Below are 18,194 nucleotides of genomic sequence, written 5' to 3' on the forward strand. Positions count from 1 at the left end.
GGAGGCGCGATGCGGCTTAAACCGGTTCTGGGTGCTTTGGTTTTGTTTTCGGTACTCTGGATTCCTTGTGCCGTGTCTGCCGCCGGATCTTCTGTTGCCGGCTATTCTGTTTTCAAAGAACGCCCCCGGCTCTATTTCAATAAAACCAGACTTAAGGAATTGCGTTCCCTGAAAGACGTGAAACCTTATTCCGATTTTCTGCGTATTATCCGTAAACGCGGGCGCGGACAGGTGGGCCACCGGGCACCTTCAAATCTGCTGCGTTACAATGAGGAAACTTTGCGTGTCCCGGCCAATGGGCTGGTTAACCATGCTTTTTACCATCTTATCACCGGAGATCTTTCTTCCTTTGCCACAGTACAGAATTTGTTGAGGACTTTTTGTTCTTCACCGGACTGGGCGAGCAATGAGGATCTCGGGGCGGCTCACAGTCTTTTCGCCTTATCAGTTGCTTACGACTGGCTGTACGATGACCTTTCGTCGGCCCTGCGGCTGATGGTCAAGGATGCTATCATTGAACACGCTGAAATTCTGGATGAAATAATCCGTAGCAAACGGCTTTGGTGGGCACAGGATAGGGGGCTGCTTCAGAACCATAATTACGTGAATACCGGAGCACTGGCCGTGGCCGGGATCGCTCTCTACGGGGAGGATCGCAGGGCTGAAAAATGGCTGAAGACGGCTGAGAAAAATTTTGACCGTGTCCTGTCTCTGCTTTCACCGGACGGCGGGTCCCATGAGGGAATCGGATACTGGAGTTACGGAACCCTCTGGCTGCTCAATTATTATATGGCCATGGCTCCGGCGCAAGGGCTGGAGAAAGTGCGTGACAACGGATTCCTGCGTAATACGGCTAAATTCCGGCTTTATGCTTCACTGCCCGGTTTTCAATATAATGTTGATTTTGCCGATTCGCCCATAGTGGATTTTTACGGTCCGGGAGCGATTCTGCGCTGTCTTGGCAGGATTTTTAAGGATGGGCATGCCCAGTGGCTGGCTGCTGAAGTAGAACGCAAACGACGCATGAGCACAATCCTCTGGCAGGATTACGTCTGGTATGATCCCGATCTTAAGCCGCAGGGCCCGCAGGATCTGCCCCTGCATGCGTGGTTTGATAATCTCGGTATTCTGCTGACCCGTTCTTCGTGGGAGGATGATGCTTCTCTTGTTTTTTTTAAATGCGGTCCGCCGCAGGGATTTCATGCTTTGTCCAAAGGTAATTTCCCCGGTTCGCACATCCACCCGGATGCCGGACATTTCGGGCTTTGGTCGGGTAAGCGTTCGCTGGTCAACGATGACGGATTTCTGCTTAAGAAATTCTCCATCAACCACAATATTCCGGTCTTCAATAAAATCGGCCAGTTGGGAGAGGGAACAGCTGTTTTTATGCTTCTCAACTATAAAAAGGGCAAGGGGGCGACCCCGAAACCGCGTTATGTGAGCGGAAACGGTTATCAGGGTGTGGAGGTCGAACTGGCCGGATATTATCCGGCATCGGTGCGTCCGAAATCGTGGAAACGGGCGATCGTGGTTATTAATGGAGCGGATATTTTTGTGCGTGACCGTATCGTTCCTGCGGGCAACACTTCCATTTTTTATCCCATGCATCTCTACCGCAAGGCCCGTCTGGTGCGTAAGGCCGGTGACGGAAAACTGTGTATTGAGCGGGACAGCGGTTATGCACTGAATTTTCATGGTGAAGGTTTCAGTACTTCTCTTAAGCGTTACGCCGGGCTGTTGCGGTTCATGGGCAAGAAGATTCCCCGTTCCGGCATGCTTTTTCAGGCGGAGCGCAAAACATCAGCACCTTCGACCATGTTTACGGCAGTGGGCAGGCCTGTTGACGGATGCACAAATCCGGAACTTTTGGTCAGTCCTGTGAGCGGAGACAGTGTTGAAGTTGAGTGCCGCGGCGGCAGGTATCGCATTGATTTTTCCAGGCTCGGGGTGCAGAAATTATGATCCATGTATTTTTGCTTTATGACAGCAGATCAGGTTCCACGCTGCTTTCTTCACTGCTTAACCGTTACGCCGGGGTTGTGGTTACGCAGGAGAGTCATTTCATCCCCCTTGTGCTGGAAAGCTACCCGGATGAACAAGCCATGGACGTGGATGGGCTGCTGGACCTTCTTTATTCAGAGCCCCGTTTCTGTGAATGGGGAATCGGGCGGGAGAATCTGCGCAACAGGCTGGATGGGCTTGAGCGGTTAACTTACCGTACTGTGTTTGATGCTGTTTTCAGGGAATATTTTAAAGTGCGCGGTGAAGGTCAGCCGGAAGTGCTCGTTATCAAGGGAGCGCGGCACGATTTTCATCTAACCCGACTGCGGGAAATTTTTGAAGGCGCGAGGTTTATCTCGCTGATTCGTGACGGGCGGGCGGTCTATAATTCCAAGCTGGACATGGTTTCCCTGACCGGAATGAAGATGTCCAACAATATTTTTCAGGCCGCTTTTGATTGGAAGAAAATGTTGCGCAGGCTTGCCGGGCAGTCTCTGATCCGCTTGCGTTTTGAAGATCTGCTTGCCGAACCGGAAGCTGAGGTGTCGCGGCTGCTTGCTGCGCTGGGTGTCAGCTCCGCAGGGCGTGAATTTGTTTCATCGCAGCAGGAGTATTATGAGCTGATCGGCAAAAAACAGAAGCATCTGCATGCAAATGTAGGCCGGGACCCGGACCGCAAAATTGCAGTGAAATGGAAAGACCGCTTGAGCGCGGCGCAGATTCAGCTTTACGAACTGATTTGCGGCCCTGAACTTTTACAGAACGGCTATGAGCTCTGCGCTCCCGGAAATGTGCCGTTTAAAGAAAGTACCGGGCTTATCCTCGGACAGGGGTTGCATTGGATATGGCTCAAGGTGCGCAATATTTTTTACTATACCTTTATTGAGCGCAGTATTCTCCGCAAGCTGAAGGAGAAGAAGTTTGAGTAGCACCCATTCTAATCTGAAAAAACTTATCCTCGTCTTCACTGCCAAGGGAGTGAAAGGTGTGGGCGGGCTGCTGCTGGCCTGGGTGCTGGCCAAGAAGTACGGGGCTTACGGTTCCGGGGTGTTTTTTATCGGCTATACCTTTGCATTTCTCTGTGCCAGTTTTGCGCAACTGGGCATCGGGAACGGTTGTTTGCGCTATATCCCGCAGTTACGCGCTGAGGATGAATCCAATCTTTCGTCCATGTGGACCATCTCACAACTGATTGTGGGCGCATTTGCTTTGCTGCTTTCGGCGATGGTTATGCTTTTTGCCGAACCTGCGGCCGGATTGGTTTTTAAAGATGTGTCAAAATGGGCGTATATTTTTTGTGCTGCGCCCATTATTTTTTTCTGGAGCCTGACCAGAATCAACATCATGGTCCGCCAGAGCTTAGGGGATATGTCCGGGATTACGCTGGTGGAAAACCTGATAATTCCGGCAGGTATGCTGCTGTTTGGCGGTTTGTCTTTTGTCATTGATTTCAGCGTGCTTGTTTTTCTGGCGACCGTAACTTCCCTTTATTTTATTTCGTTTTTGTATGCATTTTTCAGCACCCGGAAGGATTATAACTTACGGTTCTCGCTGAAGCTGCGCAGTTCTTTGCGGGTGCGGGAAATACTTATCTATTCCATACCGCTGCTGGTCATTGCTTTTTCCCAGACTTCCCTGATCTGGATAAATACGCTTATTCTCGGTGCTGTGGGGGCTGTTGTTGATGCCGCTCTATTTGTGGCGGCCATGAAAGTTGCGGTGAGTATTTCCATTCTGCTTTATACCTTTAACAGCGTTTACGCCCCGCAGATTTCTTCAGCCTATGCCCGTGACGACTTTGATTCTATCCGTTCATTATACCGTGATGCCACCCATGCGCTTACCTTTTGTTCCTTTTTGCTGCTGGCTGTAGTGGCGGTTTATGCGGAAGTGATTATGAATTTTTTCGGTGCGCAGTATGATGCAGGAGCAGCCTGTCTGCTCTGGATGCTGGTCGGGCAGATCTGTAATTGCTATACGGGTCCGGTGGGCTATCTGCTTATTCTTTCAGGTAAATCAAAGCTGGAAGTGTACAATACCGTTGCCGGATTGGTTCTTAATGCCGGACTCTGCCTGCTGTTTTACAAAACTTTCGGGGTCAGCGGGGCCGGGCTGGCTTTCTGTCTTTCCAATGTGCTTATCAATCTGCTGCGTTATTTTCAGTGTCGAAGATTCTTCAGAATTAATTGGCTGGATCGCACCCAGAAGTATTTTATTGGGATGCAGATGTTACTGGTCTGCGCTTTCCTGCTCTTAAATTTTTACAGTGTGAACCGGGAACTGCTGGTCGCGGTACTGTCTGCCGTATATCTGCTGCTTAATATCAGCAACGTTTCCAGCCTGATCAGCAAGCTGGGCAATCAGCATTAAAACAGGTGCAGGCTTTGCTCCGGGATGGCTACTTTAATGGGTAATCCTGGTTCCAGTTCGCCGTTGCCGATCATCTTGCGCGGTACAAGGGCGAAAATTTCCAGACCTTCATAATCCAGAGTGACCCGGATATGGAATCCTCCGGCAGTGATGCCCTTGATGATACCGTAGAAGCTGTTCTGTCCGTTGTGTTCACCTATTTCACTACCCAGCAGCACTTCTTCGGGCCTGAAGGCCAGCATTGTTTCTGACCCTTGTTTTTCCATCCTGCAATCAAGTATCAGGTCGCCCAGTTTTACGGAGTCTTTCATGGGAATGCAGGGGAAAGTGTTATTCATGCCTACGAATCCGGCCACAAACTCTGAACCGGGGGAGTTGAAAATATCGCGGATTTTTCCTTTGCGGACCAGTTCGCCGTTCCTGATGATAGCCCCGTTGGTGGAGAGGTAGAGAGCTTCATCAAAGTCGTGGGTGACCATCACAAAAGTAATCCCGGTTTCGCGGTGCAGATCTTTGAGCAGGTCCTGAACTTCCTGCCGGAAAGACGGGTCCAGTGCAGAGAGCGGTTCATCCAGCAGCAGTACTTTGGGCTTTACCAGCAGGGCGCGGGCAATGGCTGCACGCTGGCGTTCCCCGCCGGAAAGGTGGCGCGGGGTGCGGGGCAGAAGGTGGGAGATATTCAGCTTTTCCGCAAGTTCGGAAGCCTCGCAAACGGCTTTTTCTTCACTGATGCCCTGATATTTGGCACCGAAGATTATGTTTTCCAGTACGCTTAAGTGCGGAAAAAGAGCGTAGTCCTGATAGACAATGGACAGGCCCCGTTTTTCCGGAGGCAGGTGTACAATTTCATTGCCCGAAATTTTGATGGATCCTGAAGCTACCGGGACCAGCCCGGCGATGGTTTCCAGCAGCACGGATTTACCAGACCCGGTGGGGCCGAGCAGGGTGAAAAAGTCGCCTTCGGGGATATGCAGGTTGATGTCCCGCAGGGCGAATTCGGGCAGTTCAACATTGAGTTTTTCGATTTTAATCATGATTCCCTGCTCCCAAGTCCGCGTGAAAGAAGTCGCAGTGCCGCAAAGAGCACCAGTGAAAGAAAGATCAGCCAGATAGCCACCGGGCGGGAATATGAAAGCCCGTAGGCGGTGAACCGTTCATACATGAGTACCGGAGCGATCATGGGATGGTAGGCCACAATAACCACCGCGCCGAATTCACTCAGCGCACGGGCCATGCACATGATCATTCCGGTCAAAAGGGAACGCCATGCAAGGGGCAGGGTGACCCGGAAAAATGTCTGGGTGGGTGATGCTCCGAGGGTGCGGGCCGCTTTTTCCAGCCGTTCGGGTACGGCCTCAAATCCGTCCCGTGCGGCATTGAGGTAGAAAGGGAGCCCTACAAAGACCAGCACAGCCACAATCCCGGTATTGGTGCCCATGATGCGGATTCCGGCATCCATCAGCATCTGGCCGATCCAGTGGTTGCGTCCGGCTATGGAGAGCAGGGCGATACCGATGACCGGGTGCGGGATCATGATCGGCATGTCGATTATGGATTCCACCAGTGCTTTGCCTTTGAAGTCCTTGCGGGCCAGCAGGAAAGCGAAGGGAGTGCCGATGGCGAAAGATATGAATGCCGCCAGCCCGGAACAGAGCATACTGCGGGTGATGGCCGCACGCACATCCGGGTCCATAATGGTCTGGAGCATTTCCTCATAGCTGGAACCGAGGATCAACTGGCTTAAGGGGACAAGAATGAAGCCGAGGACCAGCACGGTGGAAACAATGGAGCTGACTGATGTCTTGTGAAATTTTCTCATGGCAGGAATAAGGAAAGCCGGGATTTAACCCCCGGCTTTCCGTTGTAAGGTCAGATTATTTCTTTACTTTGACGAGTTTCTGGAGCTCGGCAGGCATGTTCTTGACCATTGCTTCGTCAGGAACGATGGCCGGAACAAAGGGGGGCTGGCCCATTTCTTTCAGGATTTTCAGGCCGCCCTCAGGGGAGAGCATGTAAGCCATGAAAGCTGTGGCGGCAGGCTTGTTGGGGGCATCTTTGATCTGGGTGATGCCGTAGGTGATGGATTTACCGATACGGTCGATGGTGGTGCCGGGCTTTTTGCCGCTGACAGTCACTTTAGCCTGCTTGTAGAAGTTGTTGTATTTGTAGTCGGAAAGGTTGATGTGTTTGTCGAGGGTGATGTATTTCAGACCGTGCTGTACTGCCACGGAGAGGTATTCCCATGCGTAATCCATGTTTCCGGTCTTGAGCAGGGAGATCAGCTCAACGGATTTGGGGCGGACCCATTCTTTTTTGCGCTGGGAGATCAGCTTATCAAAGAGACCTTTTTTGCCGTAAAATTTTTCAGCCAGCTGCAGAACCATGACACTGCGGTAGCCGCAGGGGTCGAGGTTGGGATCGGAGTGGCCCCAGACAACGCCGGGCTTGGCGAGGATTTCATACCAGTTGTCTGCGTTCACTTCGGAAGCGTATTTGGAATCGTCGGTGTAGCAGAGTACCAGCTGGTTGGTGGCGAAACGGATGTTGAAGTCCGCGTATTTGGGGATCAGGTTCTTGTCGATGACCACATAGTCGGCGGAAGCCATGATGTCTGCGGGCTTGCCCACTTCGGAAATCATGCGCGCCATTTTGGTGGAACCGCCGGCTTCACGTTTGATGTCAACACCGGGATGCATGGCTTCGAATTCCTTTTCCATCTTGGCAAGGGGAACAGAAAGGCTGCCTGCGTGAAACATGATCACATCACCGCTGATTTCATCTGCGGCAAAGGCGGGCATAGCTGATACCAGTGAAAGCATAACGAGCATCACTCCTAAAGATATAAAACGCATTTTCTCTCTCCAGTTTAGGATAGTTAAAATTTAAGGGCAATTGGAATAACCGTATATTTAGTAGGGGAATTGTTGTCAAACTGGTGATATGTCATGCGCTGCATAATAAAAAAAGGCAAAAAAAAGCAGCATATGAATGCTGCGCGGTATGGACTCTTTGTCCGGGAAGAAGAAACATGGGCGCAAAAATGCTGCCGCTTGTTATTTGGGGGTGTGAACGAGCGGCTTTTTAAACTTGAATCCGTTTAGTGCGTGATCTGCTTGGTTGCAGTCTTGGAAGTCATTTCGCTGTCATTGCAGAGTTTGACCCTGTTGTAAAAGAGGTCTTCAGGACCTGCCTTGCTGAAGAGTTCCTGCAGCAATACGTTCAGGAACATGGACTTGCTGATTCCCAAGTTCTCGCAGGCATCTTCAATTTTTTCATTGATTTCGTGGTTCAGATACACATCTGATAACCGTGTATGCATAGTTGCCTCCTTAAATGATTGTTCTCGTTTACTATTATATTGAGTTTCAATTCAGTGTTTCTTCGCTTACCGCTACTTAATACATAATATGAAAAACTTGTTATGTACAGGGGGTTGCGCCGATTTAACCGTTCTGTCGTCAATTCTTAAACTTGGAATTTTGCACCAGACTGAACGGATGTGCAGTTTGTGAACTTGTGCATTGCACATATGTGCAAAAATAATGTGCAAATGGATGTGCAGATCAGGGTGGGAAAATGTTTAAAAATGATAAGTTGTTGTAAAGTAAGGGAAAGTGTTTTTGGCACGCTAGATGCTAAGTAGAAAAGCAAGACGGGCGAGGAAATTGTTCCCCTGCACTTTCCTCAAGCATAGCCCGAATAAATATACAGTCTTCATTCCTCATCATCACTCCTTTAAGTATAAAAGGACCGGGCTCCTCCAACCCGGTCCTTTTATATTTTTTATACTTAAATAAAAGAACGGCCGGTCTTTCTTAGTCCGGCCGTTATCATAAGTCTTAATCCCAGTGACCAATTAACGGTACAGAACCCTGATATCCACAAAGCTAGCCTTTTCAGTCCCGGTGAGAACCATGGCAGCGGTGAGTTCTGCTTTGAGCTGGTCGATGTATTTTTCAACACCTTCCAGCAGACCGCCCATGGTGGCAATGGAGAAGGGGCGGCCGATCATGACTGCATCCGCGCCCAGTGCCAGCATTTTAAGCACGTCGCTTCCGGTGCGTACGCCGCCGTCGACCATTACGGAACACTGTCCGGCAACAGCGCGGGAAATTTCAAAGAGCACCTCCGCTGTGCCGGGGCAGGAATCGAGCACGCGTCCACCGTGGTTGGAAACAACGATGCCTTTTGCTCCGGCATCAATTGCCATGCGTGCTTCATCCGGGGTCATGATGCCTTTGAGGATGAAGTCGGCATTGACGGATTCTATAATCTCGCGCAGTTTGCGCATGCATTTGGGGGTAACCGGGCGGCCCATTTTTTTAAGGGTGATCAGGCCCGCAGCATCGATATCCATGCCGATGATCTTACTTCCGGTTTCTTCCGCTTTCCGGAGTTTCTCGTTCAGTTCTTTATCTTCCCAGGGCTTGATAAAGGGAATGCCGTGTCCGGCAACATCTTTGATAGCCGCAAAGCCGCTTTCATGGATAAAGGGCGGTACCCCGTCTCCTGTGCAGCCGATAATTCCTTTTTCCTTACAGCCTTTGAGCTTGTTGGTGATGTAGTCCAGCTCGCTGACCTTGCCGCCCATGTTGAATTCCACACCGCCGATGGGGGCGGCAATGACCGGGATATCAAGGTCGATGCCCATGACATTGACTGAAGTGTCCGGTTCACTGAATTCATGGATGGTGCGCATGTTCAGCTTCAGATCTTCTAGAGCCTTAACATTGTTCTTGAAGCTGGATGCGGTACCCAGTCCGCCCATGCCGGGAACCTCGCCCACGCAGGCTTTACCGTTACAAACGGGGCAGACTTTGCAGTAGCCTTTCATCAATTCACGAGCATTATCACGTATTTCTTTCATTTGAGATCTCCTTGGGATGCCTACCGGCGGTCCCTGCCGGGGGCCTTAAACCCTTTTCCAAAAGGGTTTAAGAATCCCAAAACGTTTTAATAGTTTTAGATATTTATTCAACCAACATCGGCGAAACCCTAGTAAAAGTTTTTGAAGAGTCCAGAGAAACTTTTTGCAAAAAGTTTCTTTGGCCCCCGGAGGGTCGCCGAAGGCATTTTAGAATATAGAAATAAGCATTCTGGTAGCCACAATTATCAGCAGCACTGCGAAAATCTTTTTGAGCTTGCCTACGGGCAGGCTGTGGGCCAGCCGTACGCCGATGGGAGCGGTCAGCATACTGGCTGAAACGATACCGATCAAGGCGGGCAGGTAAACATAACCGATGCAGTAATGGGGCAAGCCTTCCACACCGATTCCGGTCCAGACGTATCCGGCAGTTCCGGCAATGGCGATGGGCAGACCGATGGCAGCAGCAGTGCCGATGGCGGTATGGATGACGATGTTGCACATGGTCAGGAAGGGTACGGAAAGGGTTCCGCCGCCGATACCCACAAGACTGGAAAAGATACCGATGACGTTACCGGCTGCAAACATCCCTTTAGTGCCGGGCACCTGCCGGGAAGCTTTGGGTTTGAGGCCGAAAAGCATCTGCGAGGCCACGTAGTAGAGGAAGACCACGAAGATTCCTTTCAGGAAATTGGTGTTCATAAAGGAAGTGGAAATGGAACCTAGAAACGTTCCGAGGATGATGCCCGGAGTTATGGCTTTGAATATATCCCAGCGTACAGCCCCGCGTTTGTTGTGCGAACGCATGCTGGAGATGGAAGTGAAGATGATGCTGGCAAGGGAAGTTCCCAATGCGATGTGCATGAGGTGCACTTCCGGGATGCCTAAGGGAGGCAGGGTGAAGACGAGGATGGGCACAATGACCAGTCCGCCGCCGATGCCGAGCAGTCCGGCCATAATTCCGGCAAAAATACCGAGTACAACGAAAATCAGTAAGGTGGAGAACATGCGTTCCTCCGTGGCTTTTAGCTAGTGGTTATTTAGATGAATCACGGCCTGTTGCCGCTTCTTCCACTTCTGAGATGTGCTGGCGCATGGTTTCACGGGCCAACGCCGGGTCCCGGTTTTCAAATGCTTCAAGGATTTTGAAATGTGCGGCAATGGAAGCCTGCTGCCTTGCGGGCGGTTGCAGGATTTCGCTGCGGCTTTCTTTCATGATGCGGTCAAGGGCCTGCATCATTTCCGGGAAAATGGAGTTCCCGGTTGCCTTGGCGATTTCATGATGCAGAGAGGCATCGAGCTCGCTGGTGTTTTTACCGCTTTGGGCCTGCATCTGCTGATCGCAGACTATGACCTTCATGCGGTTCAGTGTTTCTTCGTCCATGGAAGCGGCGGCCAGCGCGGCGATTTCCGGTTCAATTACTTTTCTGAACTGGAAAATGTCGCTGATGCGTTTTTTCTGGTCGCTGAAAGCTGTGGTGAAGGCATCGAAGATGTCCGCATCCATATCCGCTAGAATGTAAGTTCCGTCACCGCGGCGGCTTTCCACCAGATTTTTCTGGGCCAGCGATTTGATGGCTTCGCGGATAGAGCTTCTGGAAACCTTGAATTTTTCCGCCAGAGCACGCTCCGCAGGCAGCTTGTCGCCTTTTTTTAGATTGCCCGATTCAATAAGCTCGGCAATCTGCCGGGCCACTGACTGGTGCACTGTTTTTGTCGGATTTGAATCCATAATGGGTCCTACCAATTTGTGAATTTGAGCAATTGGTCTGACCAATATCATTGATTGGAGGATCGGGCAAGGGGAGAGGGACGTTAAAAAAAGCTGCCTATCATACGATAGACAGCTTTTTATAAATCGGTACAATTTAAACAACTAAAAGGTTTTGGGATTCTTAAACCCTTTTGCAAAAGGGTTTAAGCCGCCGGAGGCGAAATGGTTTGTCAAAAAGCGCGCAGCGCATCAAATTATTTCTTCTTCCACTTACGGGAATATTTTTTCTTTTTGCCTGATTTTTTCTTGGCCCGTTCAGCGATTTCAGCGGTGTTTTTTTCGGCTTCTTCTTTGAGCTTGAGGTAATTTTCCAGCCTGCGGCGGGTGATGGTGTTGTTTTCAAGGGCCTCGCGCACTCCGCAGCCGGGTTCGCGCTCATGGCTGCAATCGGAAAAGCGGCACATTTCTTCTGCTTCCACAATTTCGCTGAAAGCACGGTCGATCCCGGCATGGCAGTCGTGTAGCTGCAATTCGCGGATGCCCGGAACGTCGATAAGCAGTGCTCCGGTGGGCATTACGTGCAGGGAGCGGGTGGTCGTGGTGTGACGGCCTTTGTCGTCACCCTGACGGATGGCCCCGGTCTTTTCTTTTTCCGTGCCGTTGACGGTGTTGAGCAGGGTGGTTTTGCCGACCCCGGATGAGCCGAGCATGGCTATGGTTTCGCCGGGTTTGAACCATTTCTGGAGGCATTCAACACTTTGCGGGTCCTTGCCGTTGATGGTCATGATCGGCATTCCATCAAAAAGATGATCGGCCTGCTTGCGGTATTCCAGTGCTTCTGCGGTCAGGTCTTCCTTGGTCAGCACGAGTACGAAATTTACCCCGGCCTCAAGGGCGAGGGAGATGTATCGTTCAATGCGGTTCAGATTGAATTCGCTGTTGCAGGAGGAGACGATGAAAAGTGTATCGATGTTGGCGGCAATTGGTTGCAGCTTTACTTCCTGACCGGGGGCCATGCGTTGCAGCAGGCTGGTGCGCGGCAGTACTTTTACCGGGACCATTGTTTCGCGGTCCATGAGCAGCCAGTCGCCTACGGTGGGCTGTTCGTTCAGGCTGCCGATGCCTTTTCCGGCAATTTTGAGCAGCAGTTCGGATTCTCCGGTAGAAACAACCAGATGCCCCTTGTGGGTCATGGTTACACGTGCGGGAATAAGTTCGGTACTGTTTTCAGCTTCAAACTGGTCTTTGAAGCTTTTTTTCCAGCCCAGTTCAGTGAGTGAATATTGTTTTTGATTCAAGAAGTCCTCCAATTGAGAAATCTAAAATACAATCGGCGTACAGGCAAGGGCTGACAACCAATATATTAAAATCGGGCAATAATAAGCAGCTTCGATTTGTTCCGTTTTCCTTTCATTATTAATGGCGGTGTGTTAATTAATAAGTAAGGACTGAAGTGGTTTTTTGCTGAACAGATTGAACTGCGGGAGTGGAACATGAGCAAGGAAGTCCGTGATCTGATCAAATTGCATCTGCCTGATTACAGCGGTTCCCGTTTCGGGAATCTGTATACCGATACTACTGAATTCATGAATATTGATTTTAGTGATGTGATCCAATTGGGTGATGAACATTTCCTTGTCTCGAAAAATGAAATGGAACGCAGATTCGGCCTTGATGATCCCAAGTACTGGGTCAAAAGGTGCAAGCGGCTTGAGAACGGTCAGCCCCAGATCTTGAAACTTGCATTCTATGAGAAATTTCCCATGAATATCGGCCCATTCAAGATTGAGTGCTACCGCAGCCCGCGTAAGGAGGCCCGTATACTTGATCTGGTCCGGGGTGATATGCGTTTTATGCAGGGCTATTCAGACAACGACTCCGCAGGCAATAATGTCCGCGTTCTTGATATTATTCGCGGTAAGCGGCTTGATGTCTGGGTCCACAATATTCCCGTGGATCACCGGACCTATTTCCATGAGCATTTTCCTGAAATATTTGAAAAATATATCGGGGCCTGCGAGGCCATTAAATTCCTGCATGATAATGATGAGAAGCATGGTGATGTCCGGCGGGACCATCTCTGGGTGGAGTATGGGACCGGGGATTACCGCTGGATCGATTTTGATTATGCTTTTGAACTTTATGAGAATCCTTTCGGGCTCGATGTTTTCGGGTTGGGCAGTATTCTTATCTATCTGGTAGGCAAGGCCAACCTGACTTCTCAGACCCTGCATGAGTACGGTATTGACCCGTCCATGCTCTCTTCATTTTCTCCGGGGGACTATTCGGTAATCATCGGGAACAGAATCGTTAATCTGCGTAAGATTTATGATTACATCCCCGCATCATTAAATAATATTCTTATGCATTTTTCATCCTCAAGCTCGGTTTTCTACGAGAGTGTGGATGAATTGATCTTCGATATGAATAACAGTTTGAAGGAGATACGCGGGTTGTAAGTAATTTCGTGCTGAGTAAAAAACAGCAGGAGGTAACCGGGATGGAAACCATGAAGATGTTGATTGCTTTTGACGGTTCAGAGAATTCATTCAAGGCTGTGGAATATGTGGGTAATATTGCCCGCAATTGTTCCGGCTGCGAGATTGTTATTCTTTATGTGGAAAGACTGCCGGATAAGGATTTATTTAATGATGATGCTGCCTGGGAAAAACAATGCGCAGAGAATGAGCAGGCTATCAAGGATAAACTGGCTGAGGCTGAAAAGAAGCTGGTTTCCATGGGAGTTAATCCCGGTGAAGTAATGACCGAGTATTTTGCCAGCTGCAAATCCCCGTTCCATGAAACAGACATCTGCTCCACCGGACGCAGTATCGGCATGGATATTCTGCGTATCCGCGAGGAGGGTGAATACGGAACCATCGTCATCGGCAGGCGTGGGGTCAGCAAGGCTGAGGAGTTTTTGTTCGGTTCTGTCTCCACAAAAGTCGTTCAGTCAGCTGTTGGGTGCACTGTCTGGGTTGTGAACTGATTAGTTTATGTGTATCTAATAGTTATCCGGTTTTTCAGGAGATTATATTTTGAAGAGATTATGCTCTTTATTTATGGGGTTACTTTTGTTGTTTACCTGTTCTGCGGTACAGGCAAAACCGAAAGTGTTCTTTATTGAAAGCTATCATAGCGACTACAAATGGGATCAGGAAATGCTCTCCGGCCTTGATTCTGTGTTTGGCGATATGGTTGATCTCTATAATTTTCAGATGGATACCAAGAGGCTGGCAGTTGATTGTTACTCGGAACGTGCCAGCCTTGCCTGGGAGCGTTATCTGGAGATCAATCCCGATGTGGTGATTGTCTCAGATGATAATGCTTTGATGCTTCTAGCCGGACGTTTCCTCAAGACTGACACTCCTGTGGTTTATATGGGCATCAATAATAATCCCCGCAATTACGCACCCCTTGGGAAAAATATTACCGGGGTACTGGAGCGTCCGCTTTATAAAAGAACTATTAAGTATTTAAAGGATATGCTTGTTTTCCGGGGGGAGAAGGTTTTGATCCTGCTGGATAAGGGTACAACCTCCGGGGCTTTCAAGGCTTCTGTTTTTCAAAATAGAGACAGTCTGATCATAAGCGGCATTGAGACTGACATCAAATTGTTATCTTCATTTGATACATGGAAAGACGCGGTGAGAAATGCCCGTGCGAACGGCTACAAGGCAATAGTTATCGGTCTGTATCACCGGATTTTTGAAAACGGTGTTCATGTGGATAGTGAAGATGTCTTGAAATGGACTTCTGCCAACTCTACAGTTCCCGTCTTTGCGTTCTGGGAAATGAGTGTCGGCAAGGGCAAGGCTGTCGGCGGTATGGTATTGAGCGGGGAAGTGCAGGGGCGTGCTGCAGGCAAAATGGTCCAGAAAATTATTGATGGAACCCCGGTGGAGTCCATTACACCTGTCATCCCGACACAGGGTGAGTTTGTGTTCAGTCAATCAGAACTGGACAGGTGGAAAATCAGGCTTCCTCGCTATATCAAAAAGCAGGCCCGGATACTCAAGTAGTCGTTTGTTTTGCGTCGATTGGGTTACGTTGCGGGGTAATGCTTGACTCAATGTGAATGCTCATTTATTTAATTTTCCTCTTTGGCAAAATAACAAAGCAGGTGAAAATGATGAATAAGATAAATCTTCTCTTTTTATGTACCGGCAACTCTTGTCGCAGCCAGATGGCCGAGGGCTGGACCCGTCATCTGAAAGATGACCGGGTCAATGTTTATTCCGCGGGAATCGAAACCCACGGCCTGAATCCCAGCGCGGTAAAGGTTATGGCTGAAGCCGGGGTGGATATTTCCGGTCACAAGTCCCAGCACATTGATGAACTTCGGGATGTGCCTATTGATATAGTGGTCACAGTCTGTAACCACGCCCATGAAACATGTCCTTTCTTTCCCGGTGGAAGCAAGGTTGTTCATGTGGGTTTTGACGACCCGCCGCATATGGCAAAGGAAATCGCTGAAAAGGGCGGTTCTGCTGAAGAGCAGATGGACTGCTTCCGCAGGGTCCGTGATGATATCAGGAAATTTGTGGAGACATTGCCCGAAGCTCTGGTTGACTAAAGCTGTATTTGCTTTTTTATGCTTGCAAAAGCCTTCTGCCGCCCGGCAGAGGGCTTTTTATTTTTGCTGCTGTTCATGTTATTCATAGTCTCTGTTAATTTTGTTTTGCTGAAAATTTTAGTTTTTTATTCCTTTTATCTGATTTTAAATTGAGATTGATCACGTGATCAGTATTTTTTAGTTGTCTTTTTTGGTTAATACGTAATATGGATGGGTGTAAATAAAGCAAAAGCATAGTGCTTTCAGGGGATGATCCACAAAATTTTTACAAGGCGGCAGGAGAGATGGAGTCTTTAAGAGAGTTATACCGTATTGGAGTGGGGCCTTCTTCCAGTCATACAATGGGACCGCGTATGGCTGCGGAAAGGTTTTTGGAAAAACATTCTGATGCGCCCCGGTTCAGGGTTACACTTTTTGAGAGTCTTGCCGCTACTGGCAAGGGACACCTTACTGACTGGGCTGTTCTCAGCGTTCTGGGCGATGAAAAAACTGAGTTGATCTGGAAAGCTGAAGAAAAGATGCCCGAGCATCCTAACGGTATGTATTTCGAGGCCTTGGACGATTCCGGAGCGGTAGTAGGGGAATGGAAAGGTTACAGTGTGGGCGGCGGAGCCATCCGTGAAGAAGGTGTTCCTGCGTCAAATGCCGAACCAGTTTACGGACTCAGCACTATTGCTGACATTATGGCTCATTGTGAGGATAAGGGCATCACATACTGGGAGTATGTGGAGCAATGCGAGGGGCTTGAAATCTGGGATTTTTTGCGAGGGGTATGGATTGTGATGGAAGCCTCCCTTGAACGCGGTCTGGAGCAGGAGGGCGTTCTGCCCGGTTCCATCGGGCTGCGCAGGCAGGCTAAATCGTACTACCGCCGCACCAAGCATGCGGGGCCCGACATGCAGCTTACCGGGATGACAACAGCCTATGCGCTTGCTGTTTCCGAAGAAAATGCCGGAGGCGGTGAGATCGTAACCGCACCCACCTGCGGATCATGCGGCATTGTTCCCGCAACCTTGCGCTATCTCAAAGATACTCAGGAGCATATCAAGGAAAATGATCTGCTCCGCGCGCTGGCCACTGCCGGTTTGTTCGGTAATGTGATCAAAACCAACGCATCCATTTCCGGTGCTGAGGTGGGGTGTCAGGGTGAGGTCGGTTCGGCCTGTGCCATGGCAGCTGCTGCCGCCACCCAGCTTATGGGCGGAACCCTGCGCCAGATTGAGTATGCTGCGGAAATGGGCCTTGAGCATCATTTGGGCCTGACCTGTGATCCCGTGGACGGGCTGGTGCAGATTCCCTGCATTGAGCGCAATGCCTGCGCTTCCACCCGCGCCCTTGCCCGTGCCCAGATGTCCATTCTTTCCGACGGCTCCCATCGCATCCCCTTTGATGAGGTTGTGGAAGTGATGAAGAAGACCGGGCACGACCTGCCCAGCCTCTACCGCGAAACAGCTGAAGGCGGGCTGGCAAAAGCTTATAACGAGCGCGAGAAGTAAATGATTGACTGTTTTGATAACAATTTGAAGGTCGCCCCGTTCGGGAGCGGCCTTTTTATTTGCCGGGTAGGGTGGTATGGTCTGAATAATTATTAAATTGTTTTAAATGCAGTTCGTTATTTAATTCTAGGAGTTGATAACGGCTTTGTTTATGGAGGGAAAATGCGGATCTTATTTTTTTTGCTTATAATTTTTCTTTTGCCTCTTAATGCCCATGCGAAGTTGATTAAGTCCTTTTCAGACGAAGTTGTCAGACAAACACTTCAAACAGTGTATAATCAATGCAGATCTGATACGTCCGGTAAGGTTGCCGATTACATTCCTGCTCTTGCGAAAGGTGACCCAAAGCATTTCGGTATAGTCATATGTACTGTGGATGGGAAAATGTACAAAATCGGAGATACGGATGTTACTTTTGCCATTGAATCCATATCAAAAATATTTTCTCTAGCACTGGCTCTGGAAGATGCAGGCAGGGAGACTATCCTCAAAAATGTAGGCGTGTACCATACCGGATTGCCTTTTAATTCCATTATTGCCTCCGATGTCCGTGAGGTGATATTGCAGAATCCTCTGGTCAATGTCGGTGCGATTACGACAACCAGTTATATCAATGGCACGGACAGTAATGATAAGTGGCGGCGAGAGTTGGATAAATTCAACCTGTTTGCCGGGCGTAAGCTCACAGTAATGGAAGATGTCTTCAGGTCCGAAGCCGAAACCAACCAGCACAATCGTGCTTTGGCCTGGCAGTTCAGCAGCTTTGGTTATCTTAAAGGTGACCCGGATGATGCTACATTGCGTTATACCCGAGCTTGTTCAGTGGGGATAACCTGTAAGGATTTGGCCGTAATGGGGGCAACTCTAGCTAATCAGGGCTGTAATCCTGTTACTGGAAAGCAGGTGGTCAAAAAAGAATTTGTGCGGGATATCCTGTCTGTCATGACCATTGCCGGGCTTTATGATTCCACGGGGCCGTTTTTTTTCCGTACCGGACTGCCAGCCAAAAGCGGGGTAGGAGGAGGAATTGTAGCAGTTGTGCCGGGGCGATTTGCGATTGCAACTTTTTCGCCTCCTTTAGATAAATTCGGGAATTCCGCACGTGGTGTAAAGGCCATGACGAAATTGTCGGAAAATTTGGAGCTACATGTTTTGAATCCGTGATTCCTGTAG

At 49.5% G+C, this 18,194-nt stretch carries 17 protein-coding genes; 9 read left to right on the forward strand and 8 right to left on the reverse strand.

Annotated elements, in window-relative coordinates; all coding sequences use genetic code 11:
* Window positions 1–9: 9 nt before the first annotated feature.
* Genes FMR86_RS07610 through FMR86_RS07620 form a run of 3 tightly spaced genes read left to right on the forward strand, consistent with a single transcriptional unit; the run spans window position 10 to window position 4,371 of the window.
* Window positions 10–1,962: a DUF4962 domain-containing protein gene (locus tag FMR86_RS07610; protein ID WP_163350498.1), complete on the forward strand. Its 1,953-nt coding sequence runs from the start codon at window positions 10–12 to the stop codon at window positions 1,960–1,962.
* Window positions 1,959–2,930, forward strand: a complete 972-nt coding sequence (locus tag FMR86_RS07615; RefSeq protein WP_163350499.1) for a sulfotransferase — start codon at window positions 1,959–1,961, stop codon at window positions 2,928–2,930. The genes FMR86_RS07610 and FMR86_RS07615 overlap by 4 nt, the downstream gene beginning before the upstream one ends.
* Complete coding sequence (locus tag FMR86_RS07620) at window positions 2,923–4,371, forward strand: polysaccharide biosynthesis C-terminal domain-containing protein (RefSeq protein ID WP_163350500.1); 1,449 nt, start codon at window positions 2,923–2,925, stop codon at window positions 4,369–4,371. The genes FMR86_RS07615 and FMR86_RS07620 overlap by 8 nt, the downstream gene beginning before the upstream one ends.
* On the opposite strand, the gene FMR86_RS07625 is transcribed toward FMR86_RS07620, so the two are convergent.
* The 8 genes from FMR86_RS07625 to rsgA all read right to left on the reverse strand — a co-directional run bounded on the left by FMR86_RS07625 (window position 4,368) and on the right by rsgA (window position 12,247).
* The gene (locus tag FMR86_RS07625; protein ID WP_163350501.1) at window positions 4,368–5,405 is read right to left on the reverse strand and encodes an ABC transporter ATP-binding protein; all 1,038 of its coding nucleotides are present in this window, start codon (window positions 5,403–5,405) and stop codon (window positions 4,368–4,370) included. The genes FMR86_RS07620 and FMR86_RS07625 overlap by 4 nt on opposite strands.
* Entirely contained in the window at window positions 5,402–6,190 is a 789-nt protein-coding gene (locus tag FMR86_RS07630; RefSeq protein ID WP_163350502.1) for an ABC transporter permease, read from the reverse strand. The genes FMR86_RS07625 and FMR86_RS07630 overlap by 4 nt, the downstream gene beginning before the upstream one ends.
* Before the next feature lie 55 nt (window positions 6,191–6,245).
* Window positions 6,246–7,223 carry a tungstate ABC transporter substrate-binding protein WtpA gene (wtpA, locus tag FMR86_RS07635; protein WP_163350503.1) on the reverse strand — a complete coding sequence of 326 codons (978 nt, stop codon included), beginning with the start codon at window positions 7,221–7,223 and terminating at the stop codon, window positions 6,246–6,248.
* Between the two features lie 245 nt (window positions 7,224–7,468).
* Window positions 7,469–7,690 (reverse strand): hypothetical protein, encoded by a 222-nt coding sequence (locus tag FMR86_RS07640; RefSeq protein WP_163350504.1) that lies wholly within the window; start codon window positions 7,688–7,690, stop codon window positions 7,469–7,471.
* A 537-nt stretch (window positions 7,691–8,227) separates the two neighbouring features.
* Entirely contained in the window at window positions 8,228–9,238 is a 1,011-nt protein-coding gene (locus tag FMR86_RS07645; protein ID WP_163350505.1) for an alpha-hydroxy-acid oxidizing protein, read from the reverse strand.
* Window positions 9,239–9,445: 207 nt separating this feature from the next.
* Window positions 9,446–10,243 (reverse strand): sulfite exporter TauE/SafE family protein, encoded by a 798-nt coding sequence (locus FMR86_RS07650; RefSeq protein ID WP_163350506.1) that lies wholly within the window; start codon window positions 10,241–10,243, stop codon window positions 9,446–9,448.
* A 28-nt stretch (window positions 10,244–10,271) separates the two neighbouring features.
* On the reverse strand, window positions 10,272–10,967 hold the full coding sequence (locus FMR86_RS07655; protein ID WP_163350507.1) for a FadR/GntR family transcriptional regulator: 696 nt from the start codon (window positions 10,965–10,967) through the stop codon (window positions 10,272–10,274).
* 236 nt (window positions 10,968–11,203) lie between these two features.
* Window positions 11,204–12,247 (reverse strand): ribosome small subunit-dependent GTPase A, encoded by a 1,044-nt coding sequence (rsgA, locus tag FMR86_RS07660; RefSeq protein ID WP_163350508.1) that lies wholly within the window; start codon window positions 12,245–12,247, stop codon window positions 11,204–11,206.
* Window positions 12,248–12,442: 195 nt separating this feature from the next.
* On the opposite strand from rsgA, the gene FMR86_RS07665 reads away from it, so the two are divergent.
* The 6 genes from FMR86_RS07665 (at window position 12,443) to glsA (ending at window position 18,185) form a co-directional block, all read left to right on the forward strand.
* Complete coding sequence (locus FMR86_RS07665) at window positions 12,443–13,408, forward strand: serine/threonine protein kinase (protein ID WP_163350509.1); 966 nt, start codon at window positions 12,443–12,445, stop codon at window positions 13,406–13,408.
* Between the two features lie 41 nt (window positions 13,409–13,449).
* Window positions 13,450–13,938: a universal stress protein gene (locus tag FMR86_RS07670; RefSeq protein WP_163350510.1), complete on the forward strand. Its 489-nt coding sequence runs from the start codon at window positions 13,450–13,452 to the stop codon at window positions 13,936–13,938.
* A 124-nt stretch (window positions 13,939–14,062) separates the two neighbouring features.
* A complete protein-coding gene (locus tag FMR86_RS07675) occupies window positions 14,063–14,971 on the forward strand; it encodes an ABC transporter substrate-binding protein (RefSeq protein ID WP_373682459.1) in 909 nt (302 codons plus the stop codon).
* A gap of 107 nt (window positions 14,972–15,078) precedes the next feature.
* Window positions 15,079–15,525 (forward strand): arsenate reductase ArsC, encoded by a 447-nt coding sequence (locus tag FMR86_RS07680; protein ID WP_163350511.1) that lies wholly within the window; start codon window positions 15,079–15,081, stop codon window positions 15,523–15,525.
* 284 nt (window positions 15,526–15,809) lie between these two features.
* Window positions 15,810–17,021: an L-serine ammonia-lyase gene (locus tag FMR86_RS07685; protein ID WP_163350512.1), complete on the forward strand. Its 1,212-nt coding sequence runs from the start codon at window positions 15,810–15,812 to the stop codon at window positions 17,019–17,021.
* Between the two features lie 162 nt (window positions 17,022–17,183).
* Complete coding sequence (glsA, locus tag FMR86_RS07690) at window positions 17,184–18,185, forward strand: glutaminase A (RefSeq protein WP_163350513.1); 1,002 nt, start codon at window positions 17,184–17,186, stop codon at window positions 18,183–18,185.
* Window positions 18,186–18,194: the final 9 nt, after the last annotated feature.

Origin of the sequence: Desulfovibrio sp. JC010 (assembly GCF_010470675.1) — a bacterium.
Lineage (GTDB): Bacteria > Desulfobacterota > Desulfovibrionia > Desulfovibrionales > Desulfovibrionaceae > Maridesulfovibrio.